Here is a 26,995-nt window from a genome sequence, read left to right as displayed (position 1 = left end):
CCACGGGGGGACGAGCGAGGGAGTGCTGTGCTACGCCGGGTGCTGTTCGTCGTCGGCTGGTCGATCGCGGGCGCGCTCGCGTGGGCGATCGTCTTCGGGCTCGCGCTGCTCGTGCAGTCGGACCAGCCGGGCGACTTCTTCGAGCAGGCGACCTTCCGCACCACGAAGGTGGACGCCGTTGCGGGCGCGGCGGTGGCCGACGGTCCCTGCGCCGAGCACAAGGATGGCACCGGACGGAGGAGCCCGAGCGGCACGTCCTACCGGGTCGACCTGACCTGGACGGATACCGACGGCCGTCAGCACGACGGTCTGCTGTCGACCTGCAACCGCCCGGACGAGGGCGAGCACGTGACGGTGTGGGTGACGTCGTCGGACGCCGTCTTCAACAGGTCGCCGTTCGCGATGTACCTGTCGGTGCCGATCGCCGCCGCGATCTTCGCGCTGGGCGCCGGGGCGTGGCTCTGGCTGACGCGGGACGAGAACCGCCGCCGCGAGCGCGGAGCCTTGTCGTTCGGCCAACGGCTGCGGCGGCGCAGGCTCCGTCGGTTGCGGCTCCGCGAGCTCAAACAGCAGAAGAAGAACTAACCCGGGATCGGCAACGAACCACGGAGCGCCGCGTCGGTGAGGACGACCAGCGACGCGGTCCAGGCGAGCGGTGCCTCGCCGGCCGCTTCCAGGTCGCGGTTGACCTTCTCCGGCAGCGCTCCCGACCTGGTCCGGTGGTCGGCCAGCCAAGCGAGCAGCCGCCGAGCAGTGGCCTGATCCCCACGCGCCGCGGCACTCAGCGCGAACAACGCGGTCTCCGGCGTCCAGGAAACCCCGTCGGTCCGCCAGTCCTCACCAGGCGTCACGCCACCGTTGGGCTGCGTCAGCACGGCGTGCGCGCGCTCGATCGCCGTACTGACAACGGGCCGCGCCGGCGCGAACGGCGGACCGAGCACGGTCACGATCGCATCCCGTCCACCACCGGTGCCGACCGGCTGCACACCAGACTCCACGAAACCCACCGCCCGCGCCGGTGTCCGCGGGTACTCCGGTCCGAAGGACCGATCGGTTGCCGCAGACAACCTTTCGAGCGCAGTCCGCCAACGCACGGCGTCGTCCGACCGGCCCAGCTGGGTAGCAATAGCAACAGCAGAACGCAGTCCGGTCAGTAGCGGAGCGACCGTCCCCAGCGTCGGTGTCTTCTCCGTCCGCTCCCAATAGTCCGGTGACGCCGCGGGCAGCCCGTCCCGGCCCAGCTCGGCGACGATCTGGTCGGCCGACTCGCGCACGAGCTCCCAGTACCGATCACCGACGCGGCAGAACCAGGCTGCCCAGATCACCCACCCCGACGAATCCAGCTGCGGCTCGCGCCCGTCCGCGACGCGTTCGCCGGACTCGGTGTACCGCGCCTCCCAGCGTCCCGCCGCGGGCCGAACGCGATCCAGAAAGGACAGCACGTCGCGGGCCTGGGAGTACTGACCGACCGCGCACCGGGCCGCCGCGACGAACGAGGCGTCCCGCGGCCAGACGTACCGCCACGGACCGTTCCACCCGGCCAGCGTCGCGCCGTTCGGCAGGGTCAACCCGTCCAGGTCGGTCAACGCGCCGTGCAGCAGATCGTTGCTGCTGAGCGACGAATCGGCCGTCAGTGCGGATCCGCCGGGCCGCCCGTCCGACACCAGCCGCGGCTGCGGGTTCCGCACCACGTTGTTGATCGTCCCGGCTGCCAGCGTCACGAGCAGGACCGCGATCACGACGTACGGGAACCACCGGTCCCGTCGCCGATTCGCTCGCATGATCCCCCTGCCGCCTGCGCTACTGGGCCAGATGCTGCACTTCCGCCTCGAACTTACGCCGTGGCGCCAACTCGACCAGATACATGGCCGACACCACCAAAGCGCCGCCGATCACCATCCGCACGGTCAGCTGATCGGAACCGAACAGGACGGCGAACGTCGAGGCGAACACCGGTTCCATTGTCATCGCGATCGCCGCGCGGGTGGGAGTCAGGTGTGCCTGCGCCCAGGTCTGGACGATCAGCGCCAACGCACCGGCGACCAGCGCCATGTACACCACGCTGACCCAGTCGCGCCCGGTAGCCGGCACCGAGAACCCGCCCGGCAGCGCCCCGATCGCGCACACGCAGGTGATCACGATCATCTGCAGCGCCGACAGGCCGAACGCGTTCCGCGACGTCGACCAGGCGCCGAGACCGATGATGTGCAGCGCGTACAGCCCGGCGGACGCGAGCGTCAGCAGTTCGCCGGTGCCGAGGCTGAGCCCGCGCAGCGACAGGACGCCGAGACCGACCGTGGCGAGCGCGGTCGCGCACCACGCCCAGCGGCCGATCCGGTGCCGCAGGATGACGGCGCCGAGCAGCGGCGTGAACACGACGTACATCCCGGTGACGAAGCCGGACACGCTCGCCGAGGTGTGCTGCAAGCCCTCGGTCTGCAGCAGTTGCGCGATGCCGTACGTGATGCCGAGGGCCACCCCGCGGCCGCGGTCCAGCCGGCTCAACCGACCGATCGCGGGCGGGTGGATCAGGATCAGCGCGACCGACGCGATCAGGAACCGCAACGCCAGGTAGTCGGCGACGTCCATCCGGGTGAGCAGATCCTTGGTGAGGAAGAACGTCGAACCCCAGGCCGCCGCGACCGACAGCAGGGCCAGCACAGCAAGGCGCGGGTGGCTCACGCCGGACATCAGATCATTCGCCTGCCAGGGAAGGCAAAACCGGCGCTCAGAGCACGGTGATGACGATCGTGCTGCCGGGCTTGACCTTCTTGGTTGCGCTCGGGTTCTGCGCGGCGACGATGTTCAGCCCCAGGTTGAACGGTGCCTTCTCGACCCGGACCACGAAACCGGCCTGGGTGAGGATCTTCTGGGCCTCGGCCGTGGTCTTGCGCTTCACGTCCGGGACCTCGCGCAGCGGCGGGCCGAGCGACACGACCAGCGCGACCTTGTCCTTGGCGAACAGCGTGCCGCTGTTGGGACTCTGGCTGATCACGTTGCCCTCGGCGACCTTTTCGTCGTACTGCGTGGTGCGCGTCACGACGAACCCGAGGTTGCGCAGGGTCTTGTTCGCCTGCTGGTACGACTTGCCGGTCAGGTCCGGGACGGCGATCGGCCGTTTGCCCTTGCTGACCGCGAAGTTGACCGCGGTACCGGGCTTCACCAGCGTGTTGAACTTCGGGCTGATCGCGATCACCTGGCCGTTCGGCACGGTCTCGCTGTACTGCTCGTTGATCTGCCCGGTGATCAGCTTGACCGACCCCAACGCCTGCTGCGCGGCCTGCAGGTCGAGGCCGACGAGCTGCGGCACGCGATAGCGCTCCGGGCCCTTCGAGACGGTGAGACCGATCTCACCGTCCTTGCGGATCCGGTCACCGGCCTGCGGGTCGGTCCGGATGATCAGCCCCGCCTTCACGTCCTCGGAGTACTCCTGGTTGTCCAGAACCGTCCGCAGTCCCGACTCCGCAGCCATCGCCTGCGCCGCCGCAGGCTCCAGGTTGACCAGATCGGGCGTGGTCGTGTAGCGGTGGATGCCGTAGTACCAGGCCGCCGTACCGAGGCCGATCGCGGCCGCCAGGATGAGGATCAGCGCCAGCGGACCGCGTGACCGCCGTCGCGGCGGCAGCGGCTTGACCGGTGGCGCGGACGTGGCCGGAGCGCCGGTCGGACGGCCCTGCTCGACCGGTACGACGATGGTCTCGTGGCGGAGGGGTTGCTCGTCGAAGCGAGGCACCTCGCGCGTGTAGCCGTCGTCGTACCCGCTGTCCTGCCGGATCTGCTGGATCGGCACGGTCAGGTCGCCGGTCAGCTCCGGGTCGTCCGGCAGCCCTTCCTCCAGGGCGCTGCGGACCCGGTGCACCTGCCGGCTGAACACCCGCGCGTCGGTCGGCCGCAGATCCCGCTCCCGCGCGGTCGCGCGCTGGACGAGCGCATCGACGTACGGCGGGATGCCCGGCACCTCGAGTGACGGCGCGGGGACGTCGTTGTGCACATGCGCGTACGCGACCTGGATCGGGGTGTCGCCGGAGTGCGGCTTCCGGCCGGTGAGCATCTCGTACAGCAGGATGCCCGCCGAGTAGACGTCCGAGCGGGCGTCCGCGCTGCCGTCGGTGACCAGCTCCGGCGCCAGGTACGACACGGTGCCCATCAACAGGCCCTGCGTGGCGGTGTTGCCGCTGGCACTGACCGCCCGGGCCAGACCGAAGTCGGCGACCTTGACCGCGCCCTTGTCCGAGATCAAAACGTTCTCGGGCTTGATGTCGCGGTGCACGATGCCGGCGTCGTGGGCGGCGGACAGTGCGGACAGGATCGGGGCGAGCAGATCGAGCGCACGGGCGGGGGACAGCGGTGCCTGGTCGCGGATGACGTCACGCAGCGTGCGGCCCGGGACGTACTCCATCGCCAGGAACAGCGTGCCGTCGTCGTCACCCTGGTCGAAGACGGCCACCACGTTCGGGTGCGAGAGCCGCGCGGCGGCCCGGGCCTCGGCCACGAACCGGCGGGTGAACTGGGCGTCGTCACCGAGCCCGTCGTGCATCACCTTGAGCGCGACGGTCCGGTCCAGGCGCGTGTCCAGCGCCTGGTACACGGTGGCCATGCCACCCTTCGCGACACGCGAGCGCACGCGGTACCGACCGTCGAGCACTCGCCCGACGAGGCGGTCGCTGACCTGCGTGTCCACGTCGTCCGTCACCTGCCGTGAGCCGCCTCTCCCCAAGTCATCTGCAGAGAGTGTAGATAACGGCTCAGCGTGACCGTGTCAGGCTCACCGCAGGGGGTCCCACCCGCGTTCCAGCTGGGCCTTGATGCGGAGCACGTTCTGCACGTAGAGCTTCGTGTCGGGGTACATGCCGTTCTTCTTCACGCCGCCGAGGCCCTGGTAGTAGCCGGCCACCGCGATGTCGAGCTTCGCCGCACGGGTCAGGCGGCTCAGCAGGACGACGCCGGCGGTGACGTTGTCGCGGGGCTTCAGTAGATCCAGGTCGCGGCCGACGATTCGGGACGCGAACTCGCCGGTCGAGGGGATCACCTGCATCGCGCCGATCGCGTTCGCCGGTGACACCACCCGCTGCTTCCAGCCGGACTCCTGCCAGCTCACCGCCAGCGCGAGCTCCGGGTCGACGCCGTACTTCTTCGACGTGCTGACGATCAGCGTCCGCATCTGGGAACGCGTCGGCAGCTTGCGCTGTTTCAGGATCGCGCGGTTCCGGTTCGCCCGGTCGACGATGTGGTCGGCGTACGTCCGGCCGGCGAACGTGTTGTCGGTGCGCTTCTTGGGACGCAGCTTCACCGGCACCTGCAGCGGCTTGCCGGCGTAGATGCGGTCGCCCGCCTGCAGGCCGTTCGCGGCCAGCAGGTTCGCCTGCGAGCACTTGAAACGCTTCGCGATCGCGGAGATCGTGTCGCCCGCCTTGACGACATACGTCACCCGCCCGAGCTGCGACCGCTGCTGCGGCTTCTTCGCGGTGGTGGACGATCCACTGCCCTTCACCGGCACCTTCAGCGACTCGCCGGCGTAGATCGCGTTGCCGTTGCCGGGCAGTTTGTTCAGCGCGACCAGCGCCGAGACGCTCGTCCCGTGGCGCGCGGCGATGTGGCTCAGCGTGTCGCCCTGCTTGACCTTGTACACACCGAAGCCGGGTGATCCGGCGGTGATCACCGCGGCGGTCAGCACCGGAACGGCCAGGCCACTCAACATCCGTACGACGTTGCGCATCGCAACCAACTCCCCGTTGTGAACGTCACCTGACCGTAAGTGCTGCGACGGATGTGACAACAGGGGCCAGTGGGGTTGGAGTTACGCCTGTAACGTAAAGGTTACAATTCAAGGCTGAACTACATTGTTGTAGTTCACAATCCTTCCGGTTGCTGCGCGCAACGGTGAATTACTGGCCGAACCGGGCGGCCACGAACGGCTTCCCGAGGTCCGGCAACGATCCGGTCCGAACGGTCTCGGAAAGGATCTGCGCGGTGATCGGCGTCAGCAGTACGCCGTTGCGGTAGTGACCGGTTGCCCACAGCAAGCGATCGAGGCCGGACGGGCCGAGAACCGGCGCATTGTCAGGCGTTGTGGGCCGCAGTCCGGCGATCGACTCGACCAGTTCCAGCTCGTCGGTGACCGGCAGCACTGTGCGCGCGTCGCGGAGCAGTGCGAACACACCGCCCGCCAGGACCCGGGTGTCGTACCCGAGCTCGGTGCTGGTCGCACCAACGACCAGCTCACCGTTCGGTCGCGGCACCAGATAAACGGAGAAGCCACGAGCCGTTGCGCGCACGACGTGGTGCAGCGCCGGCCGGTACGCCTCCGGCACACGCAACCGCAGTACCTCGCCCTTCACGGGCCGTACCGGCGGGCGGAGCTCCTCAGGTACGCCGTCCAGTTGCGCCGACCACGGCCCGGCCGCAGCGATCACCTGACCGGCGTGCAGCGTGTCACCGTTGTCGAGCTGTACGCCGAGTGCCGTCGTACCGGACGTGATGACCTTGGAGGCGCGCCGGCGAACGATCTGCACGCCGGAGACCTCAACGGCCCGCAGGAGAGTCGCCACCGCTTGCCGGTTGTCGACGGAGTGGTCACCCGGGACCCAGACGCCTGCGGTGACGCCGGTCGCCAGCATCGGTTCGCGGCGGCGGGCATCACGACCGGACAGCGTCTCCACCTCGAGCCCGAGGCGGCGCTGATAGTCGGCCAGCCGGCGCAGGGCGGCGGCGTCGTCGACGTCGTACGCGACCGACAGCGTGCCGGTCTTGTAGAGGCCGGCGGTCTGCCCGGTGTGCTCCTCGAGCTCGGCGGCGAACGCTGGCCACGCGTTCGCCGAGGCGAGGTTGAGCGCAAGCAGGTCGTCCTCGCCGAACTCCACCTCGGTGACCGGGGCAAGCATGCCGGCCGCGACCGTCGAGGTCTGGGCGCCCGGAGTCGGGTCGCAGACCGTCACCCGCAGGCCGTCGGACGCCAGTCGCCATGCGGTCGCCAGCCCGATCAGCCCCGCACCGATCAGGACCACATCGGACGTTCCCGGGATCTCTGCGACCATGCCAGCACCCTACTTTCCGTACTTTCCGCGCGGACATGGCAGGCTGTGAGGTGTGACCGACCACACCGACCGTCTCACGGACGCCCGGCTCTACCTGTGCACCGACGCCCGGGAGAAACAAGGCGACCTCGAACAGTTCCTCGATGCCGCGCTGTCCGGCGGCGTGGACATCGTGCAGCTGCGGCAGAAGGACCTGGAGGCGGCCGACGAGCTGGCCGCGCTGGAGGTGTTCGCCGACGCCTGCCGGCGGCACGGCAAACTGCTGGCCGTCAACGACCGCGCCGACATCGCCTTCGCGGCGGGCGCCGACGTACTGCACCTGGGGCAACGTGACCTGCCGGTGCAGGCGGCGCGCGCGATCACCGGACCGGGCCCGATCATCGGGCGGTCGACGCACACGTTCAGCCAGGTGAACGCCGCAATCGACGAGGTCGGCTCGGACTACTTCTGCGTCGGGCCGACCTGGGAGACCCCGACCAAACCCGGACGCCAGGCGGCCGGACTCGAGCTGGTGTCGTACGCCGCGGGCCGCCGGCAGCCGAAGCCCTGGTTCGCGATCGGCGGGATCGACCTGCAACGGCTCGATCAGGTCCTCGAGGCAGGCGCCACCCGCGTGGTCGTCGTCCGGGCGATCACCGAGGCCGACGACCCGGGAGAGGCGGCCGCCGAGTTCGCTCGGAGACTGCGGTGATCAACAACCCGAAGGCGGCGCGGATCGTCGCGATCGTGGTGATCGCCATGCTGGTGATCACGCTCGCGGCCTCGCTGTTCGGGTGTGCGGCCGGCACGGCGAGGAAGACGGCGGACGTCGACGCCGAAAGCGGCCTGCCGATCGTCGCGGCGGCCGACCTGCCGAAGGAGGCGCGGGACACGCTCGCGCTGATCGCCGCCGGCGGCCCGTACCCGTACCGCCGGGACGGTGTCGTGTTCGGCAACTTCGAGAAGATCCTCCCGAAGCGCGACCGCGGCTACTACCACGAGTACACCGTGAAGACACCGGGGGAGAGTGATCGGGGAGCCCGGCGGATCGTGACCGGCAACGCCGGTGAGCGTTACTACACCGACGACCACTACAAGTCCTTCCGGCGGATCGCGGAAGACGGGGGAACCTCATGAGCTCGTTGAGTGCGCTGCTGGCCGCGGGATTGCGGCCGGGTGTGTACCGCTGGCCGTCGGCTCCGGATGCCGACGAGGTCCGCCGGGCGGCGGCCGCCGCCGGCTTCGGGTTCGTGCTGCTCGACACCAGCGAGATCCACGACAAGGCCGGCTTTCTCGACCTGTGTGCGACCGCCTTCGACCTGCCGCGCTGGTTCGGGCGGAACTGGGACGCACTGGCCGACTCGCTCAGCGACCGGTCGACCGGCGCACCGGAAATCGTGCTGTGGACCGGGGTACGGCACCTGCTCGAGCACGACCACGACACCGTCGACGTCGCGCTGCAGATCTTCGCCGAGGACACCACGAACTCGGGCCAGCTCCGGGTCCTCGTCGCCGAGCCGACCGCACCCGACCTGCTCAGCTCACTGCCGGTCCTTGCGTAGCGAACTCTTCAGGAGCGCCTTTCCGGGTCTCGTGAGTGATGTGTGGGTGGCCAGGTGTCGTGCGGCGGCGCCCGCCGTCGACTGTTTCGGGTCGGTCGGGTGGCTCCCACGCGGGGGGATCTCCGTGAACCGGCCGCCGCAGTTCGCCGGGTTTGTACCAACCTTGCTCCGCCGGCAACTGCTGACCTGCGAAAAGTCTCCTAGTGAAGTCCGGCTGCCGTACTAGGAGAGTTTTCCGCATGACACTGGAGGCTTTTACCCGCCATACGGGGGAAAACCCTCCACAGATGCGGCTCCAACAACCCCACGCCGCGATCACCCCACGCCGCGATCACCCCACGCCGCGATCACCCCACGCCGCGATCACCCGCGCGCCCGCGCGCCCGCGATCACCCCCACGCAGCGATCACTCCACGCCACCATCAGCCCACGCCACCAATCACCCGCGCGCCCTATCACCCCCGGCCATCCCTCACCCCGTCGGCCCGCGACCATCTCCCCTCGGGCAGAAGCCAACCCACACCTCAGTCAGCGGATCCGCCTTTGCTTCAGTAGTTCGGCCAGTTCGTCGAGGTCGGCGGCGAACAGCAGGTTGCGGCCGCGGTTGCTCTCCCGCACCCAGTCCGCCAGCGGATTGCTCGCCGTGACCCGGTCGGCGATGTCACCGACGACGGCCAGACCCATCTCGTATTGGACGAACTTCTGCGCGATCGCCCCGGCCCGGCCGGTGCGCAGGTCGAAGAAGTCGTCGCCGAGTTGCTCGGGTGTGAACGCGATCCACTCGGCCTGGTGCCCGTAGTACGCGTCGACGATCGCCTGCGTGACCTCCGCCTCGTCGACGAGCGGCGTCTCACTCACATGCACTTCCACCCCAGCCAGCGTCACCATGTGCCTGAAAGTACCCTATATGCCCGTATCTGACTATTTATAGGGAATTCTAGGGAACGTGCCTTACGCTGAGGAGATGGCCCAGGAGCTGTACTCGGTAGAACAGGTCGCGAAGCGCCTGGGGCTGCACGTCCGGACGATTCGCAACTACGTCCGCGACGGCCGGCTGAAGGCAGTGCGGATCGGCAAGCAGTACCGGATCACCCGCGAGGACCTCGAGGCGTTCACCGGTACGCCGACCGCCGTCGTCGAGGTCGACCGCTCCGGACGGCACGTCGAAGCGTCCAGCATCGTGCACATCGACGCCGTCGACCGTGCCACCGCCGATCGGCTCAGCACCCACATCCATGGCGCGCTCAACCAGCCCGAGGCCGTGCACCTCAAGGCCGAAACCATCTACGACCAGGAGCGCGGTGTCCTCAAGGTCATCGTGCTCGGCAACCTGCCCGCCACGGCGGACCTGCTACGGCTGATCAACCTGCTCGCGGACCAGTAACTAGCTGATTGATGCACGGCCTGGCCTGGTTTCGGTCGTAGGCGGTGATGGAGCCGAGGATGCGTGTGGCGTGTGGCGTGTGGCGCGTGTCAGGTCGACAGGAGGTGTCCCGTGCCAGGGGCCACAGCTGAGCGTGAATCAGACACCGAACGCACCGCACCGCACCACACGAACTGTCGAGCGTGCACACCCTCGGGCCGCGCATCGATCATCTAGACGACGCGTGAGGTGGCGGCGACGGCGAGATCCGTGAGTGCCTTGCGGGTGACCTCGTCGGCGAGCGGCGCCAGATCCAGCGCGTAGAGCGCGTCCTCGGTCCGCTCGGTGATCAGGTCCTCGCAGGCCTGCACCGCGCGGGAGTCCTGGAGGATCTCGCGCAGCAGTTGGATCTCGTCGGCGTCGAGGTCCTGGCGACCGAAGAGCCGGTCGAACTCGGTCAGCTGCGCCGGCGACGCGTGGTCGACGGCGTACGCGATCAGTACCGTCCGCTTGCCCTCGCGCAGGTCGTCCCCGGCCGGCTTCCCGGTGACCGCCGGATCGCCGAACACCCCGAGCAGGTCGTCACGCAGCTGGAATGCCTCACCCAGCGGCAGCCCGTACCCGGACAGCGCCGCGATCAGCCGCTCGTCCCCGCCGCCCAGCGCGGCGCCGATGTGCAGCGGCCGCTCGATCGTGTACGTCGCGGACTTGTACCGCAGCACGCGCAGCGCGAGGTCCATGTCGGATTCGCCGCTCGCCTGCGCGAGCAGATCGAGGTACTGGCCGGCGGTCACTTCGACCCGGACTGCGTCGAAGTACTGCGATGCGCGGGCCAGCGCGGTCGCGTCGAAGCCGGAGGTGTGCAGCAGTTCGTCGGCCCAGATCAGGCACAGGTCGCCGAGCAGGATCGCGGCGCCGACACCGAATCCGGCCGGATCGGCGCCGTGGCCAGTGCGCGCGGAGCGCTCGCGCTGCATCGCCTCGAAGCGGCGATGAGCGGCCGGCGCGCCCCGGCGTACGTCGGACGAATCCATCACGTCGTCGTGCATCAGCGCGCTGACGTGCAGCATCTCCAGGCTCGCCGCCGCGTTCATGATCGGCTCGCCGAGCGCACCGGTCGGGTCACCACCCGCGGCACGGAAACCCCAGTAGCAGAACGACGGCCGCAGCCGCTTGCCACCGCTGGTCGCGTCCCGGGCCACCTGCACCTGCTCGGCCAGCTCCGGACCGATGGCGGTCAGCCGTGCTTCCTGCCGGTCGAGGAAGGCCGTCAGGGCCTGCTGGATCCCCGCCGGGACGTCCACCTCGCCGTACCCGCCGGCAATCTCCGGACCATCGCCCTGGCCGCGAACCTCGCCGTACCCGTCTCCGATCACGTCTCGGAGCGTAGTCGGTCGGCTGACGGCGACGGCCACCGCGGGTAACCTGATCGGCATGGCGAACGGTCTTCCCTCGAAGCTTCCCGGCAGCACGCCGACGATCCGTGAGCTGCTCGGGTCCGGGAACCGGTCGTTCTCGTTCGAATTCTTCCCGCCGAAGACCCCCGAGGCGGAGGAGGTGCTGTGGCGGTCGATCCGCGAGATCGAGCAGCTCCGGCCGACCTTCGTCTCGATCACCTACGGTGCCGGCGGGACCACCCGGGACGGCACCATCCGAGTCACCGAACGGGTCGCGCAGGACACCTCGCTGACGCCGCTCGGCCATCTGACCTGCGTCGCGCACTCCCGGGACGAGCTCCGGTCGGTGATCGGTGCGTACGCCGGGGCCGGCGTCCGCAACATGCTCGCGCTGCGCGGTGACCCGCCGGGCGGACCGAACCAGCCCTGGGTCGCGCACCCCGAGGGTCTCAATCACGCGATCGAGCTGGTCGAGCTGATCCGCTCGCTCGGCGACTTCTGCGTCGGCGTCGCCGCCTTCCCGGACAAGCACCCGGAGGCGGCGTCGCTCGAGGCCGACGCGCAGGTGCTGGCCGCGAAGGCACAGGCCGGTGCGGACTACGCGATCACCCAGATGTTCTTCGGCGCCGACGACTACTTCCGGCTCGTCGACCGGTCGGCCGCGCTCGGCTGCGAGATCCCGGTGCTGCCGGGCATCATGCCGGTCACCAACATCAAGCAGATCCAGCGGATGGCCGAGCTGACCGGGATGGCGTTGCCGGCCGCCGTCACCGAGCGGCTGCTCGCGGTCGAGGACGAGCCGGCGGCGGTCCGCGCGGTCGGCGTCGAGATCGCCACCGAGCTGTGCGAACGTTTGCTTGCCGGCGGCGCTCCCGGCATCCACTTCATCACCCTGAACCGGTCCACGGCGACGCGCCAGGTGTACCTGAACCTGCAAGGCGCCAGCGTCGTATCCTGACGCAATGGCTGACCCGTCGGACCTGTTGATCGACCGCACGCTCGTCCTGCTCCGGCACGCCAAGGCGGTGCCGGCCGAAACCCGGCCCGACCTGCCGGACCTGGACCGCCCGCTGGCCGATCGCGGCCGCGCCGACGCGGGTGCAGCCGGTCGGTACCTCGTTGCCCAAGGCATCGAACTGGACCTGGTGCTGTGCTCGCCCGCGAAACGCACCCGGGAGACCTGGAAGTTCGTCGCCGAGGCCGGCGTCAGCGCCAAGGACGTCTGGTACGACAAGCGGGTCTACAACGCCGACACCGACACATTGCTGGACGTCATCCACGAGGCACCGGCCGAGGCCCGAACCGTCCTCGTGGTCGGGCACTCGCCAGGCATCCCGTGGCTCGCCGACGACCTCGCGCTCGACGGCACCAGCCCCGAGCGCGTCGAGCTCACCCAGAAGTACCCGACCACCGGGCTCGCCGTCCTGCACCTGACCTGCGCGTGGGCCGACCTGTCCGCGAACGACGCCGACTTGGTGTCCTACGTCGTACCTCGCGCATAGGGTTCCGGCCGACAGGAGGTAGTCGCCTGCCGGCCGGTGCGTTGGGCGGTACGTGAGCGTGCAGTTGGCCGGGAGCGGTGCAGACGTCCTGTCCGTCGGTCCCTCGCGCGTCAGCTGCCGGAAGGCAGCCAGTGCGTGCTGCTGTTGACGGTGATCAGCCGCTGCGTCGCCCGGGTGAGGACGACGTACAGCGCGCGGACGCCGCCGAGCGTGTCGCTGACGATCCGGTCCGGCTCGACCACGACCACGGCGTCGTACTCGAGGCCCTTGGAGTCGAGCGGGTTGACGGCGACCACGCGTGGGTCGTTCAGCTCGGCCAGGACCGGGTCGACCGCCGGGCGGAGCGCGGGCGGCGCGATGACGCCGACAGTACCCTCCACCAGCTCCAGCAGCTCGCCGGCCGCGTCGCCCGCGGCCTCGGCGACCTTGCCCGCGTCGAAGATCCGGTGCTCGGGCTCCACACCGGTACTGCGGACCGCGTTCGGCAGGTCGGCGTCCGGGATCGACTGCCGGATCACCTCACCGGCGAACGAGTAGATCTCGGCCGAGTTCCGGTAGTTGGTGGACAGCCGGAACGCGTGCCGCTGCAGGTGCGACAGCATCGAATCCATCGCCGCGCGCGCCTCGTCCGGGTCCGGCCAGGAGCTCTGCGCCGGGTCACCGACGATCGTCCAGCTGGCCTGCGGGCCGCGGCGCGTCACCATTCGCCACTGCATGGGGGAGAGGTCCTGCGCCTCGTCCACCAGGACATGCGCGTATTCCTCCGGCTCCTCGGCCTCCCGCGCGGCAATCGCCCGCGCCCGCCGCTCGGAGCTGGTGAGCACCTCGTTGACGCCGTCCGACAGGCCTTCCAGCCAGTCGAACTCCTCGTCGGTGTTCTCCGTGACCGGCGGGACTCCGAGGAACGTGCTCAGTTCGTCGAGCAGCGCGACATCCGCGACGGTGAACTCGTCCGTCGTCCGGATCGCCTCGGCGAGCGTCTCGACCTCCACCGGCGTGAGGTCGTTGCGCGCCCACCGCTGCAGCCGGCGCGGGTCGCCGAGCCAGCGCAGCACCGTCTCGGGCGTCAGCACCGGCCACCACTGACTGAAGAACGTCCGGAACGCCGGGGTGTCGGTGACGCGGTCACCGAAGGCCTCCCGGTCGCCGAGAGGTCCGGTGCGCAGATCCTCCGGGAACCGCTGCCACAGCGCCGCGATCAGCTCCTTGCGGGCTTCGGCGGCCGCCCGGTTGCGCGGCGTACGACGCAGCGCGTTGCGGCGGACGTTGTCGAGTTGATGGGCGTCGAGCTCGACGGTCGCGCCGCCGATGAACACGCGCAGCGTCGTCGGCGCATTCGGCACTCGGTCGCGGGCGGCCCGCGCGAGCACGCCGCGCATCCGCAGCGAACCTTTGATCGCGGCGGCTGCGGCACTGTCGACCGCGGTGGCCTTCACGCCGTCGACCAGTTCGCCGATCGCACGCAGGGAGACCGTGTTCTCGCCGAGGCTGGGCAGCACCCGCTCGATGTAGGCCATGAACGCCGCGGACGGTCCGACGACCAGGACGCCGCCGCGCTCGAAGCGCCGGCGGTCGCTGTACAGCAGGTAGGCCGCGCGGTGCAGGGCCACCACGGTCTTGCCGGTGCCCGGACCGCCGCCGATCACGGTGACGCCGCGGGCAGGCGCCCGGATCGCCTCGTCCTGCTCGGCCTGGATGGTGGCGACGATGTCGCGCATCGTGTGTCCGCGAGCCCGGGACAGCGACGCCATCAGCGCGCCTTCACCCATCACCGGCAGGTCTTGCGGCGCCCGCTCCGGCGCCAGCAGGTCGTCCTCGATGCCGACGATGCGGGCGCCCTTGTTCCGCAGGACGCGGCGGCGGACGACCCGCTGCCGGTCCGTCGGCGTGGCGCGGTAGAACGGCTCGGCCGCGGGCGCGCGCCAGTCGATCACCAGCGGCTCGTATTCCTCGTCGCGGACACCGATCCGGCCGATGTACAGCTTCTCCAGGTCGGCCGCGGTCGCCGCGGGCGGCTGGTCGTCACCCTGGTCGGAGTCGAGCCGGCCGAACACCAGGCCCTCGTGCTCGGCGTCCAGTTCGGCGATCCGGCGCGCGGCGGCGTACACCAGCACGTCGCGCTCGTACAGCCCGGTCTGCTCCTCCTCGCGGACATGACCGACGTTCTGCGCCTGACCGCGCTGGTGACCTTCGACCGCGATCCGGGAGGCCGACCGTGCGGCCTCCTCGACCCGGTCGTACACCCGGTCGACATGCTCTTGCTCCGCCGCCAGCTCAGCCCGCTCCACGGTCGCGTGGTGGTCGTGATCGGCCGATGTGGGGGTTTGATCCACCGAGGTCCTCTCTACGGCCGGGACCCGCCCCGACTCAGAACACAGGAACAACCAATCTTAGTTGGCTACTCTGTCCAACCCCACAGGGGTCTCAGGCCTTCCCGACGGCGTCCGCGACGATCGCCGCGCCGAGCGTGGTGGCCGGCACTCCGGAGCCCGGGTGAGCGCCCGCACCGACGCAGTACAGCCCCTTGACCGGCGACACGTTGGCCGCCCGGCGACGGGCGGTCCGGTAGCCCTCCCAAGCCACTCCGGCCCACCAGGACGGCGACGTCTGCCGCGTCACCACGTTGTCCCTGATCGGCAGCCCACGCGCGACCAGGAGGTCGAGTACGTCGTCGGTGGGGTAGCCGTGGACGAGTACGGACCAGGCCTGGTGGCCGGCCGGCGCCGAGGTGCCCTTGCGGACGACGACGGTCGGCGTGCCGTGCAGCACGGTCTCGAACGGCAGCTCCGGCAGCGGCTCCTTCAGTCCGAGGTGTACGACGTACGCCGCCTGGGCCTGATGCGTCGACAGGATCCGCTTGCGGATTTTCTTGGCCGCCGGGTCGTCGACGAGCGACTCGTAGAGGACTTTGGGGTCGATGTCGCTCACGACAACTTGCGCGGGCAGTTGCTCACCGTCGGCGAGCCGTACGCCGGTCACCGCGCCGGCTGCGGTCGTGACAGCGACCACCTCGGCGCCGGTGCGGACGGTGATCTTCCGCTCGCCGGCGCGCTTTTCGAGTGCGTCCGCGAGCGCGCCGAATCCGCCGGGGATCGTCCAGCGGCCAAAGGTGCGTTCCAGGTACGACCACACGCCCACATAGCCAGGTGTCTTGTCCGCGTCCGATCCGCCCTGAGCAGCGAAATGGCGCAGGACCGTCCGGGCCCGCTCGTCGGTCAGCTCGCGCTGGGCGACCTTCTCCAGCGACTGCCAGGGCTTGAGCGCGCGGATGGTCTTCAGCGGCAGCTTGTCCTCGAGCGGGGGCTCCAGCGAGGTCTTTCGAAGGAGCTGCCACGTGTCGCCGTACTTGTCCACCAGCGCGGTCCACTGAGCGGCGACGGACGCACCTGCCAGGCCGGTCCACGCCTCCTCCTGCGCACCGCGGTCGCTGATCGGCAGGTCGAGTACCGAGCCGTCGGTGAACAGGTGGCGGCGCGGCTCGGTCACCGGCTCCAGCCGAACCAGGCTCTCGATCGGGCGTCCACTCTTGCGGAACAGGTCGCGTAGCGCGGCCGGCAGCGTCGTACTGGCGGCTCCGGTGTCCCAGCAGAAGCCGTCCACCTCGAGCCGGCCCAGGGCGCCGCCGAGGCGTTCGTCGCGCTCGCAGATCGTCACCTGGTGGCCGAGCTTGGCCAGCCGGACAGCACTCGCGAGGCCGGCCAGACCGGCGCCCACGACAATCACCTCGGCCATCAGACTGCACTGCTCCCCGTTGCTGGACGACTCCGTCTGTCTCGCCAGGCCTTGAACCTGGCATAACCCCGGCGGATGAACCTGAACGCCAGGTACACCCCGATCAGCCCGAGGATCAGCAGGACGGCGACCACCGCGAGTGCGATCTCGGGATGGAACGCGGCCAGCGTCACCACGCCCGCGACCGCGACGTCCTCGCCGGACGACGCGGCGACGTTCGTGACCGGCTCGGGGGAGGTGTTGATCGCCAGCCGGAGGCTCGACTTCACCGCGTGCGACAGCAGCGCCACCAGGCCGCCGGTGGTCGCGATCAGGGCCTGCTGCAGCGTGCTCGCCTCGCCGGAGAGCAGCGCCGCGATCACCGCCCCGACCGTCGGCCGGATGACCGTCGAGATCGCGTCCCAGGCGGAGTCGACGTACGGGATCTTGTCGGCGACGAACTCGAACAGGAACAGCGCGCCGGCCGCGATCAGCACCGGCGTGGTGGTCAGCGCGTGTGGTACGTCGTCGGCGCCGGCGAATCGGCCCAGCAACCCGAGGATCAGCACGCAGGCGTAGGCGTTCACCCCACTGGCCCAGCCAGTCGAGACCGCCAGCGGCAGCGCTTCCATGGTGTGACTCCGTCGTTCGTCGCGCCCGGGAGGTTTCGTCAGTATCGAACCCGACGGCGTGAGTTTTAGTTAACCGTTGACATCCGCGTCGCCCGGACCCAGAGTGACTAGGCCGCCGGTCTGTGTGACCGGCACCCGCCCACCCACGGGTTCAGGAGAACATCATGCTTCGTCGTCCGAAGATTCTTGCCGCACTCGCTGCGGTAGCGCTGCCGGTCGCCCTGACCGGCGTGTCGCTGGGAGGTGGTCCACCGGCCGAGGCGTCCGTCCAGGGTCCGCCGTCCGCCGTCGCCGCGTCGGCGTACCAGGCGGCCGCCGAAAAGTACGGCGTACCGGAGCCGGTGCTGCTGGCGGTCGCGTACGCCCAGTCCCGCTGGGACGACCACGCCGGCGCGCCGAGCACATCCGGCGGCTACGGCCCGATGCACCTCACCGCGCTCGGCGCATCCGAGGTCGCCGACCTGTCCGGCAAGCAGAAGGTCGCCAGCGCCGACTCGCTGCAGACGCTGCGCAAGGCGTCCGAGCTGACCGGCCTCGACCAGAGCACGCTGCGCACCGACGTCACCGCCAACATCAATGGCGGCGCCGCGGTGCTGGCGTCGTACCAGAAGTCGCTCGGCCTGCCGGTCGGCGCGAACACCTCCCCGGCCCAGTGGTACGGCGCGATCGCGTCGTACGCCGAGGCCGGCACCAAGGCCACCGCCGCCGGGTTCGCCGACGACGTCTACACGATCATGGCCAAGGGTGCCGCCCGAACCACGAACACCGGTCAGCAGATCGTGATGCCGCCGGTCGCCGTCACGCCGGACAAGTCGCAGCTGGCCAAGCTGTCGCTGCCGGACGGTGCGAAGCCGGCCCAGTCCGACGTCGAGTGCCCGCCGTCGCTCGGCTGCGAGTGGCTGCCCGCGCCGTACTCCGAGTTCGGTGACGGCGACTACGGCAACCACGACCTCGCCAACCGGCCGAAGACCGGCAAGATCGACTACATCGTCATCCACGACACCGAGGGCGGCTGGCAGGGTGTGCTGAACCTGGTCCAGGACCCGACGTACGTGAGCTGGCAGTACACGATGCGCGCGTCCGACGGCTACACCTGGCAGCACGTCAAGGCCAACGACGTCGCCTGGCACGCCGGCAACTGGTACGTGAACATGCACAGCATCGGGATCGAGCACGAGGGCTTCGCCGCTCAGGGTGCGACCTGGTACACCGAGTCGCTGTACCGCAACTCGGCCAAGCTGGTGCGGTACCTGGCGGTCAAGAACAACATCCCGCTCGACCGCGCGCACATCATCGGCCACGACCAGGTGCCGGGTACCGTGCCGTCCACGGTCCGCGGCATGCACTGGGACCCGGGACCGTACTGGAACTGGGAGCACTACATGGACCTGCTCGGCGCGCCGATCTGGGGCAAGTCGGTGTTGCCGGTGAAGGCCGGCTCGATCGTCACCATCAAGCCCGGCTTCGAGGGCAACGTGCAGGTGCTGAACAGCTGTGACACCCCGGGCACGCCGTGCCGCGAGCAGGGCACCAACTTCGTCTACCTGCGCCAGGCGCCGGACGACAACGCTCCGCTGGTCAAGGACATCGGTCTGCACCCGGACGGGTCGGACGGCACCACGGAGGTCTCCGACATCGGCTCCCGCGCCGCGGCGGGTTCGCAGTACGTCGTGGCTGAGCGTCAGGGCGACTGGGTGGCCGTCTGGTACCTGGGTGCGAAGGGCTGGTTCAAGAGCCCGAAGTCCGCGCCGGACGCGTTCGCCAAGCCCGGCCTGGTCGTGAAGCCGAAGGCCGGTAAGACGTCGGTGCCGGTGTACGGACGGGCCTACCCGGAGCAGTCGGCGTACCCGGAGGGCATTCCGTACCAGACTGTGACCCCGCTGCAGTACTCGATCGGCGCCGGACAGGCCTACCCGGTCGGCGACCTGAACATCGAGACCGACTACTACCGGGCCGTGACGTTCAACGGGCAGCCGCCCGCGGACCACGTCCAGGTGCTCGGGAAGGACAAGTACTACCAGATCTGGTTCGGCCACCGGATGGCGTACGTCCGAGCCGCCGACGTGGACGTCCGACCGGCGGTCTAATCTGACAGTTGTGATCGACGAAGCCGTCCAGCCGCTGCTGGGCGGCTTCGTCCGTTCTGTCCGCCGGATCGCTGCTGTCGAAGCGATCTGGCTGCACGGGTCGCTGGCGCTCGGGGACTACCAGGCGGGGCGCAGCGACCTCGACGTCGTCGCTGTGGTGTCGGCACCGCCGACGTCGGTCGTCGCCGGGCTGCACCGGGAGCTGATGCAGGCCGATCCGCTGGCAGCCAAGCTGCACTGCTCGTACATGCTGATGTCAGAGCTGGGCGACGCGTCGGTACGTCACCCCACCTTTGCGCAGGGGCGGTTCTTCCACCGGCCCGTGACGCCGGTGACCCGCCGGGAACTTGCCATCGGCAACCGAACGCTCTACGGGCCGGCGCCGTTCGAACTGCTGCCGCCGACGTCCGACGACGAGCTGTTCGCGTTCATCCGGCGCGATCTGCGTGAGTTCTGGCTGCCTGCCACCGACAAGCGGTCGAACTGGTACGCCGACATCTGGGTGGACCTCAGCCTGCTGACGATCGCCCGTGCGCACGTGACGCTCGCGACCGGTGACCTGATCACCAAGCGGGCCGCCTTCGACGTCCTGCCCCGATTGGGGGCTCCGGCGGACGTCGTGGAAGACATCCGGCGACGCCGGTACGGTCCGCCGTTCCGGACCGGTCCGTGGTGGCGGTACACCCGCGCGGGGCTCACCCGGAAGTTCGTGCGGCGGGCGATTCCCGCCGTACTCGGTGCACCGCTCAGTTGACCGTGATCGGAGTGCCCTCGGTGAGCTCGAGCAGCTCGCCGTACGTCGTCGGGAACACCGAGTGCGGGATGCCCGCGGCGGCCCAGATCACCGGGTACTGCTCGAGGGCGACGTCGACGTACGTCGGGACACGGCCGGGGTGGCCTACCGGGGCGACGCCGCCGATCGACTGACCGGTGTGCTGCTTCACGAAATCCGGCGTGGCGCGCTTCAGCTTGCCGATCCCGAGCTCGGCCGCGACCTTGCCGGTGTCGACGCGGTGCGCGCCCGAGGTCAGGATCAGGACCGGGCTGCCGTCGCCGTCGAAGATCAGACTGTTCGCGATCGCGCCGACCTCGCAGCCCAGCTCGGCCGCCGCGGCCGCTGCCGTCGGCACCGCCTCGTCCAGGATCACGATCTCACCGGTGGCGCCGGCCGCCGCGAGGGCGTCGGCGACCTTCTGCACGTTGGGATGACTGCTCACGGCGTCGAGCTTAGGCGCATCCATCCGGCTCCGGCGATCTGGTTTCAGGTGAGGCGTGCGGCGCCGAACGAGACGTTGAACCGGTCGCACCAGATCACCGCGCTGCGGAAGTCGTCCAGCTGCACGTCGGCGGGAATCGCGTAATTCTGATTGCCGCGGTTTCCCTTGAGGTCGCCGAGGTTGCGGTACCGGCCGTCGTCGAACACGTGCCAGCCGGCTCTGCCCGGGATCACCTTCGCATCGCTCAGCCAGACCTTGAGGTCGGGGCCGTCCGAGGTGTTCAGGTTCTCCAGCCGGAGGATGCGACGGCCGTCGGGGAGCTTCAGTACGGCCACTGTGCCGGTGGTCTTGTGCTCGTGGGTGATGAGCCTGCCGGAGAGCAGTGTTGTGGGACCCGCGGGTTGTCGTGAGGTCGGCTGTTTCGTCACCTTGGGTGTTTGCCTGGGGGCGGGCTGCGAGGGCGGTCGGGAGGCCGGGGGAGGGGTGGTCTGCCGCGGCTCGCCGGAAACTGTCGGTGGCGTCGTCGACGATGAAGTCGTGGAGATCGGAACAGCGCCGGGCAGCGCCTCGTCGACCACCGTGTCGGTGACGAGCCGCCACGGCTGGAAGAGCGGCAGGCCGACGCCTGCCACCACCACGGCGACCGCCGCCGCGGCGATCAAGGCTGTCCGTTTCCGCATCGGTGCTCCCTTCGTCGGACAAGTCCCAGTCTGGCGGCCGTTCGGCGCCTCCGGCGCCACGCCAGCCTTACGGAACGTTGACGACTGTCGGCGGGCGGCGATACGCTTCCGGTGTTCGAACAGATGTTCGATTACCTCGGCCCCGGTTTCGTCGGGAGGCCGGACCGAGGTGGACCGGACAGCTGAAGGACTCCGGTGCGGAGTTGCGGCCGCATCGGAATCCGGTGGTCCCGGCGGGCCGGGCACCGGGGTGGCTCTCGACCCCCACCCCGTGCCCACCCGCCGGGCCGCCGGCTCGGGGCACGGTGTGAACAGGAGGCGATGGGCCATGTGGGAGATCGACGACGCAGTCGAGGTGCATTCGGTGGCGGTGGACGGCGTACAGGTCCCCGACCAGTTCCTCTGGCGCGGTCGCCTCTGGCGTGTCCGCGCCGTCCGCTCCCAGTGGACCGAGACCGCCGTCTGGTGGGAGCGCGGCGTGATCGGCACCGGCCACACCTACGACCCGCTGGCATCCCGTGCCACCGAGCGGGACGGTTCGCTGGCCCGGATCGACGCCGCCACCGTCGCCGAGGCCTGCTCGGCGGCGCGTACCCCCGCCCGGGCCCACACGGCCGGCGTGGCAGCGGCGGCCAATCCCCGTTCCCGCCCCGCTGCCATGCTTCCCGCCGTACCGGCTGCGGTCGCGGCCCAGACGGCCACCGCGGTGCTCGCCACCAGCCCGGCCGCGGTCGGCGTCCTCGACGCGGACTGGGGGCCGGAGCGCACGGTCTTCCGCCTCGAAGCAGGCTGCGGCCGATCCGGAGGGCAGGAGATGTTCGATCTCGCCCACGACCCGCACTCGGGCCGCTGGCAACTGGAAAGGGTGACCGACCGATGACTGTTTCACCGGTATCGCCGGCCGCGGCCGGTGCGGCCAGCCGGGAGCTGTCCCGGGCGCGCACCGCCCTGGCCGAGGCGACGGAGACCAACGACCACCTGATCCGCTACTCGAGCGCACACGTCGCCGCTCTCCGGGTCGCCGCCGCGGTGCTCGCCGTGCGGGCCCGCCCGGTCCGCTCGGGCAGCCGCCGCCGGATCCAGCGCAACGCCTGGGTGCTGCTCGCGGAGGTCGCGCCGGAGTTCGGCGAGTGGGCGACGTTCTTCGCCGCCGGCGCCGCCCAGCGCGCCGCCGCCGAGGCGGGGCTCGAGCGCGCGGTCACCACCCGCGAGGCGGACGATCTGGTGCGCGCCGTCGACACCTTCTACACCCAGGTGGAAGCCAGCCTGCGCCTGTCCACCACGCCGGTGCTCACCGCGACCACCGACCCGCAGTCGGTCCTGACCCAGTCCTGGATGCAGGCCAGCTGAAGCGCACGTTTCTCGCACTGAGGAGATCCCGACCGTGAGCGAACCCTCGAGAGGCTTGGGCAAGGACCTGTGCGGTCGTGTCCACGCCCTCACCGGCGCCGAGTGCTACCTCCCTGACACCCACTACCCACGTCCCCACCACGCGCTGTCCGGCGAATCCTGGCACGACGGCCTGTGCACCCGCTGCGCCGGCTCCGGCCTGTACGCCGATGCCCTCTGCCCCACCTGCAACGGCACCGCGTTCGAGCCCCTGACCCTCCCCGACACCTACCAACCTGGCTGACCACCCGCCTGGGGCTGGGTGGGAGACGGGGTGGGTGGGGAGCGTTTAGGGTCGGCGGGGTGAGTGGACTTCCTGTGTTGGATGCTGAGGAGCAGCGGGTTCTCGGCAGCCTGTTGGAGAAGCAGGTCACCGTGCCGGCGTCGTACCCGCTGACGGCGAACGCCCTTCGGACGGCCTGCAACCAGACCAGCAACCGCGAGCCGGTGGTCGACTACGACCAGGCGACCGTCGAGCGCGTCGCGCGCGGCCTGCGGGACCGTGAGTTGCTGCGGATCGTCTGGGCCGACGTCGGCCGCCGAACGCTGAAGTACCACCAGACCCTCGACGAGAAGCTCGAACTGTCCGACGACGAGCGCGCGCTGATCACCGTGCTGCTGCTGCGCGGCGCCCAGGCACCGGGGGAACTGCGCACCCGGACCGAGCGGTTGCACAAGTTCGCGGACCGCTCCGACGTCGAGGAGTGCCTCAAGCGAATGGCAGCGCGCCCGGATCCGCTGGTCCGCGAGTTGGAGCGCCGCGCCGGTCAGCACGATCGCCGCTGGATCCACCTGCTCGGACCGGTTCCCGAGGCGGAGGCCGCACCCGTCGTCGAGACCGTTGATCGTGACGCGGTCATCGCCGACGGCGTCGAGGAACGGGACGCTCGGGTGCGTACGGCGTACGACGCGGTCGCTGCGACGTACGCGGATGAGCTGGATGCGTTGCCGTTCGAGCGCTGGCTGCTCGACCGGGTGGTTGCCCACGCCAACGGTCGCCCCGTCGTCGAAGTCGGATCGGGCCCCGGGCACATCACGGCGTACCTCGCCGACGCCGGCGTGGACGCCACCGGGATCGACTTCTCACCTGAGATGGTCGCCGAGGCGCGTCGACGGTTCCCGCACCTGCAGTTCGAGGTCGGCGACCTGCGGCGTCTGGGCCGTCCACCCGCGTCGTCGGGCTGGGCGGCGGTCCTGGCCTGGTACTCCCTGATCCACCTGGCCGCGTCCGAACTCCCCGACGTCATCGCCGCGCTCACCCGGCCGCTCGACCCGGGCGGTTGGCTCGTCCTCGCCCTGCACGCGGGCGATGAGGTCCGCCACTCCGACGAGTTGCTCGGCCACGAGGTGAACCTCGACTACGTGCTCCACAACCCCGACCAGTTGGTCACGTTGCTGGAATCAGCCGGGCTGGCGAACCTCGAGTGGTACTTGAGGAGCCCGATCCTGACGCGCTCCGAAACCACCCGCCGCCTCTACCTGATCGCCCGCACGCCCACCGCACAGCGCCAGTGAGGTCGCCGGTTCGAGTTGCTTGGGCGCAAGCCTTCCCGTCGCGACCAGCGGCCTCGCCGGCGCGGCCTTGGTGAGTCCGGCCGGGCTTACGACTTCGCGTACGTCTCGGCGGCCTGGGCTTCGAACTCCAGGCCGATGGCTACCTGTTCGCCGACCACGCGGGCGTCGTGGCCTGGTTCGATGACGTAGGCGGCCCCTGGCAGCAGGCGTGCTTTGGAACCGTCGTTGTGGATGACTTCCATCTCGCCGGCGAGCAGCGTGCCGACATGGCGTACCTGGCACGAATCACCGCCGACGACCGGCTGGATGCACTCCGACCAGCGCCAGCCGGGCTGGAATGTGACGCGGGCGACGCTCGCGCCCGGCAGCTTGACGACGTCGACGACGGTCTTGTCCGGTGTCCGCCGCTCGTCCGGTTCGTCGAAGGACTTGCTGAAGATGGCCATGATCCCCTCCCTGGTGATCGCATCTCCCCTTGGTACGAGCGTGAACCCGGACCCGCCCGCTGCGACAGACGTCAGCCATTAACAACCGGTGACGACCGGCGGCGGGCAAACCGGCGTCGGGCGGCGGCGGTGGGGGAAGTAGGGTGTGGCGCGGTGGGTGACGATGGGGGACCGGCTGGAGGGTTGATGGTGGATCGGCGGCGGCGCAGCGTACGGACCGCGTTGGTGGGAGAAGCGCTGCGGGTGGCGTTGGCGGCGCGGCAACGGACCGATTCCGGCGCCGGCCTCGACATCGTCGACCTCGGCGGCGGTACGGGCGGATTCGCCGTACCACTGGCCGTCGAAGGGCACCGCGTGACGGTCGTCGACCCGAGCCCGGACGCACTGGCCTCCCTGGAACGGCGTGCCCGCGACGAAGGCGTCAGCGATCTGGTCCGCGGCGTCCAGGGCGACGCGGCAGAACTCCCCGGTCTGGCAGGGGAGTCGAGCGCGGACGCCGTCCTGTGTCACGGCGTACTCGAGGTTGTCGACGATCCGGTCCAGGCGCTGCAGGCGATGGCCTCGGTCCTGCGCCCGGGCGGCGTCCTGAGTCTGCTGGTTGCCCAGCGCAACGCCGTCGTACTGGCCCGGGCGCTGGCCGGCCACCTGGCCGAGGCGCGGGTCGCGCTGCAGGACCCGGACGGGCGCTGGGGTGCGACCGACCCGATGCCCAGACGGTTCGACGAGGCTGGGATCACCGGGCAGTTGGCGGACGCCGGGTTCATGGTGCACACCGTGCACGGGGTGCGGACCTTCGCCGATCTGGTGCCGTCCGCTTTCGTCGACACCGAGCCGGGCGCGGCAGACTCGTTGGCCGAGCTCGAGCGAGCCGCCAGTCAGCACCCGGCGTTCCGGGCGCTGGCGACACAGCTACACATCCTGGCCACGCGCTGACTGCCCCACCCGCTGACTTGCCCACGCGCTGACTGGCCCCACGCGCTGACCGGCGGCGCGTAGGGCGGGGCTTGGGTCGCTGGGCGCCTGCCGGTTTGCGACGGAGCGTGACGGGCGGATCACCTGCGGCCCGCTGAACGTTTGCCATCAGCCCACACGGTGTGAGCGACACGCCGATGCGGGCAGGTTTGGTAACCGCCTGCCCTGGGCATACAACAGCGCCGCGCGGGTCAGTTGCCGGACCGTGACGCGCTGGACAGCCGGTCAGGGTTTCGTGTGACGCGGGCGCGGCCTAGACTGGAGGCGGCCTATCGAGATCGCGCTCACCATGGAGGGATCGACGGTGCCCCTCTCGGAAGAAGAGCAGCGCCAGTTCGAGCAGCTCGAACGCGCCCTTGCTGCGGAAGACCCCAAGTTCGTTTCCGCCATGCGAGGAACCAATGTGCGCTTGTACTACAAGCGCCGGGCAGTGCTCGCCGGCGTTGGATTTGTGCTGGGCATCGCGGTGCTGATGACCGGTGCGATCATTCCCAACACCATCATCGGCGTGATCGGCTTCGTGCTGATGGTCGCGTGCCTGTACGTCGCGGCGCTGAGCATGAAGCGGATCAGCAACGCGGGTGAGTCCGACGACATCCCGCCGCCCCCGCCGACGAAACGGCACCGCACCAAACACGAGTCGTCCGGCAGCTTCATGGAGCGCATGGAAGACCGCTGGCGCCGCCGCCGCGACGAAGACCTCTGACACGATCACACCCCAGTTCGCACCGCACCCGCGCCCTGACGACGCGGGTGCCGCCCTTTTCTACGCCCCTCGCGCCCGGCCCTCGCGTGCTCCGTCTGCACTGCTGCCCGCGGACGCGAATTCCTGACGCGTCGGCAACCCACGTCTCCACCGCCCCAGCGTGCTAGCGAGATGGGCGGCGTTCTTTCCCTGCCCCTCGCGCACCCGTCTTTCACGTGCCCGCCTCCCGTGCTCAACGTAGGAGGCTTTTTGGCGTATGGCGGGTGATAACCCTCCACCTTCGGCGCGATAACTCTCCTAGATGATTGATGCACGGCCCGAAGGTGTGCACGCTCGACAGGTCGTGTGGTGCGGGGCGGGTGTGTTCGGTGCCTGGTTCACGCTCGGCTGTGGCCCTGGCACGGGAGACGTCCTGTCGACCTGACACGCGCCACACGCCACACGCCCGAGCCTCCCGAGTCGCGGTGGGTCGGCTGCGTGACTTCTACGCAAGGGGGGACATCCCGTCGTGTTGGGGGTTGTCTGCCGGTATACGAGCCGACAACTCCCAACACGAGAGGTCATCCGGCTCTGGTGGCCGATCCGTGGGTGGGTCTGGGTGACCGAGTCAGCGCCCGGACTGGCTGACCGCGCGCGTCCCCGCACGCCCGCGTCCCCGCACGCCCGCGTCACCGCCCGCGTCCCCGCACGCCCGCGTCCCCGCACGCCCGCGTCCCCGCACGCGCGCGTCCCCGCACGGTGGGTTCACCCACGGTGTTGTGGGTTCCTGACCCGTGTGAAGGGTACGGAACCCACAACACGAT

28 protein-coding genes are annotated in these 26,995 nt (G+C 69.9%); 15 read left to right on the top strand and 13 right to left on the bottom strand.

The features are described from left to right. The first annotated feature begins 27 nt into the window (after window positions 1–27). Window positions 28–585, top strand: a complete 558-nt coding sequence (locus tag AB0B82_RS28145) for a hypothetical protein (protein WP_360174891.1) — start codon at window positions 28–30, stop codon at window positions 583–585. Here AB0B82_RS28145 and AB0B82_RS28140 read toward each other — a convergent pair. The 5 genes from AB0B82_RS28140 to thiO form a co-directional block, all read right to left on the bottom strand. Further along, window positions 582–1,781: a glucoamylase gene (locus AB0B82_RS28140; protein ID WP_360174888.1), complete on the bottom strand. Its 1,200-nt coding sequence runs from the start codon at window positions 1,779–1,781 to the stop codon at window positions 582–584. The genes AB0B82_RS28145 and AB0B82_RS28140 overlap by 4 nt on opposite strands. Before the next feature lie 19 nt (window positions 1,782–1,800). Beyond that, window positions 1,801–2,691 (bottom strand): DMT family transporter, encoded by an 891-nt coding sequence (locus tag AB0B82_RS28135; RefSeq protein WP_360174885.1) that lies wholly within the window; start codon window positions 2,689–2,691, stop codon window positions 1,801–1,803. Between the two features lie 37 nt (window positions 2,692–2,728). Continuing rightward, window positions 2,729–4,693: a Stk1 family PASTA domain-containing Ser/Thr kinase gene (gene pknB, locus AB0B82_RS28130; RefSeq protein ID WP_360174882.1), complete on the bottom strand. Its 1,965-nt coding sequence runs from the start codon at window positions 4,691–4,693 to the stop codon at window positions 2,729–2,731. A gap of 72 nt (window positions 4,694–4,765) precedes the next feature. Continuing rightward, window positions 4,766–5,716, bottom strand: a complete 951-nt coding sequence (locus tag AB0B82_RS28125; protein WP_360174879.1) for a LysM peptidoglycan-binding domain-containing protein — start codon at window positions 5,714–5,716, stop codon at window positions 4,766–4,768. 169 nt (window positions 5,717–5,885) lie between these two features. Then, window positions 5,886–7,034, bottom strand: a complete 1,149-nt coding sequence (thiO, locus tag AB0B82_RS28120; RefSeq protein ID WP_360174876.1) for a glycine oxidase ThiO — start codon at window positions 7,032–7,034, stop codon at window positions 5,886–5,888. Between the two features lie 52 nt (window positions 7,035–7,086). Here thiO and thiE point away from each other — a divergent pair, with 52 nt between their 5' ends. The 3 genes from thiE to AB0B82_RS28105 are packed head-to-tail and all read left to right on the top strand — an operon-like array spanning window position 7,087 to window position 8,575. Continuing rightward, window positions 7,087–7,725: a thiamine phosphate synthase gene (thiE, locus tag AB0B82_RS28115; RefSeq protein WP_360174873.1), complete on the top strand. Its 639-nt coding sequence runs from the start codon at window positions 7,087–7,089 to the stop codon at window positions 7,723–7,725. Then, window positions 7,722–8,150, top strand: a complete 429-nt coding sequence (locus AB0B82_RS28110; protein ID WP_360174870.1) for a ribonuclease — start codon at window positions 7,722–7,724, stop codon at window positions 8,148–8,150. The genes thiE and AB0B82_RS28110 overlap by 4 nt, the downstream gene beginning before the upstream one ends. After that, complete coding sequence (locus tag AB0B82_RS28105) at window positions 8,147–8,575, top strand: barstar family protein (RefSeq protein WP_360174867.1); 429 nt, start codon at window positions 8,147–8,149, stop codon at window positions 8,573–8,575. The genes AB0B82_RS28110 and AB0B82_RS28105 overlap by 4 nt, the downstream gene beginning before the upstream one ends. Before the next feature lie 528 nt (window positions 8,576–9,103). Here AB0B82_RS28105 and AB0B82_RS28100 read toward each other — a convergent pair. After that, entirely contained in the window at window positions 9,104–9,433 is a 330-nt protein-coding gene (locus tag AB0B82_RS28100) for a DUF4180 domain-containing protein (protein ID WP_360174864.1), read from the bottom strand. 106 nt (window positions 9,434–9,539) lie between these two features. On the opposite strand from AB0B82_RS28100, the gene AB0B82_RS28095 reads away from it, so the two are divergent. Further along, window positions 9,540–9,959, top strand: a complete 420-nt coding sequence (locus AB0B82_RS28095) for a helix-turn-helix domain-containing protein (protein WP_360174861.1) — start codon at window positions 9,540–9,542, stop codon at window positions 9,957–9,959. Window positions 9,960–10,171: 212 nt separating this feature from the next. On the opposite strand, the gene AB0B82_RS28090 is transcribed toward AB0B82_RS28095, so the two are convergent. Further along, window positions 10,172–11,314 carry a polyprenyl synthetase family protein gene (locus AB0B82_RS28090; RefSeq protein WP_360174858.1) on the bottom strand — a complete coding sequence of 381 codons (1,143 nt, stop codon included), beginning with the start codon at window positions 11,312–11,314 and terminating at the stop codon, window positions 10,172–10,174. Between the two features lie 58 nt (window positions 11,315–11,372). Here AB0B82_RS28090 and metF point away from each other — a divergent pair, with 58 nt between their 5' ends. Together metF and AB0B82_RS28080 are read left to right on the top strand one after the other, a co-directional pair. Next, window positions 11,373–12,293: a methylenetetrahydrofolate reductase [NAD(P)H] gene (gene metF / locus AB0B82_RS28085; RefSeq protein WP_360174855.1), complete on the top strand. Its 921-nt coding sequence runs from the start codon at window positions 11,373–11,375 to the stop codon at window positions 12,291–12,293. A 4-nt stretch (window positions 12,294–12,297) separates the two neighbouring features. Continuing rightward, on the top strand, window positions 12,298–12,837 hold the full coding sequence (locus AB0B82_RS28080; RefSeq protein WP_360174852.1) for a histidine phosphatase family protein: 540 nt from the start codon (window positions 12,298–12,300) through the stop codon (window positions 12,835–12,837). Window positions 12,838–12,947: 110 nt separating this feature from the next. On the opposite strand, the gene AB0B82_RS28075 is transcribed toward AB0B82_RS28080, so the two are convergent. From AB0B82_RS28075 to AB0B82_RS28065, 3 genes are all read right to left on the bottom strand, one after another. Then, the gene (locus AB0B82_RS28075) at window positions 12,948–15,170 is read right to left on the bottom strand and encodes a UvrD-helicase domain-containing protein (protein WP_360174849.1); all 2,223 of its coding nucleotides are present in this window, start codon (window positions 15,168–15,170) and stop codon (window positions 12,948–12,950) included. 91 nt (window positions 15,171–15,261) lie between these two features. Next, entirely contained in the window at window positions 15,262–16,569 is a 1,308-nt protein-coding gene (locus AB0B82_RS28070; protein WP_360174846.1) for an FAD-dependent oxidoreductase, read from the bottom strand. Next, window positions 16,569–17,180 carry a DUF4126 domain-containing protein gene (locus AB0B82_RS28065; RefSeq protein ID WP_360174843.1) on the bottom strand — a complete coding sequence of 204 codons (612 nt, stop codon included), beginning with the start codon at window positions 17,178–17,180 and terminating at the stop codon, window positions 16,569–16,571. Before AB0B82_RS28065 ends, AB0B82_RS28070 begins: the two co-directional genes overlap by 1 nt. Window positions 17,181–17,344: 164 nt before the next feature. Here AB0B82_RS28065 and AB0B82_RS28060 point away from each other — a divergent pair, with 164 nt between their 5' ends. Together AB0B82_RS28060 and AB0B82_RS28055 are read left to right on the top strand one after the other, a co-directional pair. Further along, window positions 17,345–19,267, top strand: a complete 1,923-nt coding sequence (locus AB0B82_RS28060) for an N-acetylmuramoyl-L-alanine amidase (protein ID WP_360174841.1) — start codon at window positions 17,345–17,347, stop codon at window positions 19,265–19,267. Window positions 19,268–19,277: 10 nt separating this feature from the next. Then, window positions 19,278–20,021, top strand: coding sequence for a nucleotidyltransferase domain-containing protein (locus AB0B82_RS28055; RefSeq protein WP_360174838.1), 744 nt, complete (start codon window positions 19,278–19,280; stop codon window positions 20,019–20,021). On the opposite strand, the gene AB0B82_RS28050 is transcribed toward AB0B82_RS28055, so the two are convergent. Both AB0B82_RS28050 and AB0B82_RS28045 read right to left on the bottom strand, forming a co-directional pair. Next, complete coding sequence (locus AB0B82_RS28050) at window positions 20,014–20,484, bottom strand: YbaK/EbsC family protein (protein WP_360174835.1); 471 nt, start codon at window positions 20,482–20,484, stop codon at window positions 20,014–20,016. The two genes, AB0B82_RS28055 and AB0B82_RS28050, sit on opposite strands and share 8 nt — an antisense overlap. 44 nt (window positions 20,485–20,528) lie before the next feature. Further along, window positions 20,529–21,164 (bottom strand): DM13 domain-containing protein, encoded by a 636-nt coding sequence (locus tag AB0B82_RS28045; RefSeq protein ID WP_360174832.1) that lies wholly within the window; start codon window positions 21,162–21,164, stop codon window positions 20,529–20,531. 328 nt (window positions 21,165–21,492) lie between these two features. Between AB0B82_RS28045 and AB0B82_RS28040 the strand changes: the two genes are divergently transcribed. Genes AB0B82_RS28040 through AB0B82_RS28025 form a run of 4 tightly spaced genes read left to right on the top strand, consistent with a single transcriptional unit; the run spans window position 21,493 to window position 24,068 of the window. Further along, window positions 21,493–22,044 (top strand): DUF6504 family protein, encoded by a 552-nt coding sequence (locus tag AB0B82_RS28040; RefSeq protein WP_360174829.1) that lies wholly within the window; start codon window positions 21,493–21,495, stop codon window positions 22,042–22,044. Then, window positions 22,041–22,514: an SAV_6107 family HEPN domain-containing protein gene (locus tag AB0B82_RS28035; protein ID WP_360174826.1), complete on the top strand. Its 474-nt coding sequence runs from the start codon at window positions 22,041–22,043 to the stop codon at window positions 22,512–22,514. The genes AB0B82_RS28040 and AB0B82_RS28035 overlap by 4 nt, the downstream gene beginning before the upstream one ends. 34 nt (window positions 22,515–22,548) lie before the next feature. Beyond that, window positions 22,549–22,797 (top strand): hypothetical protein, encoded by a 249-nt coding sequence (locus tag AB0B82_RS28030; protein WP_360174823.1) that lies wholly within the window; start codon window positions 22,549–22,551, stop codon window positions 22,795–22,797. Window positions 22,798–22,856: 59 nt separating this feature from the next. After that, window positions 22,857–24,068 (top strand): DUF480 domain-containing protein, encoded by a 1,212-nt coding sequence (locus tag AB0B82_RS28025; protein WP_360174820.1) that lies wholly within the window; start codon window positions 22,857–22,859, stop codon window positions 24,066–24,068. Window positions 24,069–24,154: 86 nt separating this feature from the next. Here AB0B82_RS28025 and AB0B82_RS28020 read toward each other — a convergent pair whose 3' ends face one another. Then, window positions 24,155–24,514 (bottom strand): cupin domain-containing protein, encoded by a 360-nt coding sequence (locus tag AB0B82_RS28020; RefSeq protein ID WP_360174817.1) that lies wholly within the window; start codon window positions 24,512–24,514, stop codon window positions 24,155–24,157. A gap of 186 nt (window positions 24,515–24,700) precedes the next feature. On the opposite strand from AB0B82_RS28020, the gene AB0B82_RS28015 reads away from it, so the two are divergent. Next, window positions 24,701–25,447 (top strand): methyltransferase domain-containing protein, encoded by a 747-nt coding sequence (locus AB0B82_RS28015; RefSeq protein WP_360174814.1) that lies wholly within the window; start codon window positions 24,701–24,703, stop codon window positions 25,445–25,447. A gap of 343 nt (window positions 25,448–25,790) precedes the next feature. Next, window positions 25,791–26,192 carry a DUF3040 domain-containing protein gene (locus tag AB0B82_RS28010; protein WP_360174811.1) on the top strand — a complete coding sequence of 134 codons (402 nt, stop codon included), beginning with the start codon at window positions 25,791–25,793 and terminating at the stop codon, window positions 26,190–26,192. Window positions 26,193–26,995 lie beyond the last annotated feature (803 nt).

The organism is Kribbella sp. NPDC048915 (genome assembly GCF_040649595.1).
Taxonomy (GTDB): Bacteria; Actinomycetota; Actinomycetes; order Propionibacteriales; family Kribbellaceae; genus Kribbella.
Note: the sequence above shows the minus strand (reverse complement) of the source record. Positions and strands in the feature narration are given on the sequence as shown.

Coding starts and splice junctions, on each gene's coding strand:
- AB0B82_RS28140 (WP_360174888.1), bottom strand. CDS start 1,781: ATGCGAGCGAATCGGCGACGGGACCGGTGGTTCCCGTACGTCGTGATC.
- AB0B82_RS28135 (WP_360174885.1), bottom strand. CDS start 2,691: ATGTCCGGCGTGAGCCACCCGCGCCTTGCTGTGCTGGCCCTGCTGTCG.
- AB0B82_RS28125 (WP_360174879.1), bottom strand. CDS start 5,716: ATGCGCAACGTCGTACGGATGTTGAGTGGCCTGGCCGTTCCGGTGCTG.
- thiO (WP_360174876.1), bottom strand. CDS start 7,034: ATGGTCGCAGAGATCCCGGGAACGTCCGATGTGGTCCTGATCGGTGCG.
- AB0B82_RS28105 (WP_360174867.1), top strand. CDS start 8,147: ATGAGCTCGTTGAGTGCGCTGCTGGCCGCGGGATTGCGGCCGGGTGTG.
- AB0B82_RS28095 (WP_360174861.1), top strand. CDS start 9,540: ATGGCCCAGGAGCTGTACTCGGTAGAACAGGTCGCGAAGCGCCTGGGG.
- metF (WP_360174855.1), top strand. CDS start 11,373: ATGGCGAACGGTCTTCCCTCGAAGCTTCCCGGCAGCACGCCGACGATC.
- AB0B82_RS28080 (WP_360174852.1), top strand. CDS start 12,298: ATGGCTGACCCGTCGGACCTGTTGATCGACCGCACGCTCGTCCTGCTC.
- AB0B82_RS28070 (WP_360174846.1), bottom strand. CDS start 16,569: ATGGCCGAGGTGATTGTCGTGGGCGCCGGTCTGGCCGGCCTCGCGAGT.
- AB0B82_RS28065 (WP_360174843.1), bottom strand. CDS start 17,180: ATGGAAGCGCTGCCGCTGGCGGTCTCGACTGGCTGGGCCAGTGGGGTG.
- AB0B82_RS28060 (WP_360174841.1), top strand. CDS start 17,345: ATGCTTCGTCGTCCGAAGATTCTTGCCGCACTCGCTGCGGTAGCGCTG.
- AB0B82_RS28045 (WP_360174832.1), bottom strand. CDS start 21,164: ATGCGGAAACGGACAGCCTTGATCGCCGCGGCGGCGGTCGCCGTGGTG.
- AB0B82_RS28040 (WP_360174829.1), top strand. CDS start 21,493: ATGTGGGAGATCGACGACGCAGTCGAGGTGCATTCGGTGGCGGTGGAC.
- AB0B82_RS28035 (WP_360174826.1), top strand. CDS start 22,041: ATGACTGTTTCACCGGTATCGCCGGCCGCGGCCGGTGCGGCCAGCCGG.
- AB0B82_RS28020 (WP_360174817.1), bottom strand. CDS start 24,514: ATGGCCATCTTCAGCAAGTCCTTCGACGAACCGGACGAGCGGCGGACA.
- AB0B82_RS28015 (WP_360174814.1), top strand. CDS start 24,701: ATGGTGGATCGGCGGCGGCGCAGCGTACGGACCGCGTTGGTGGGAGAA.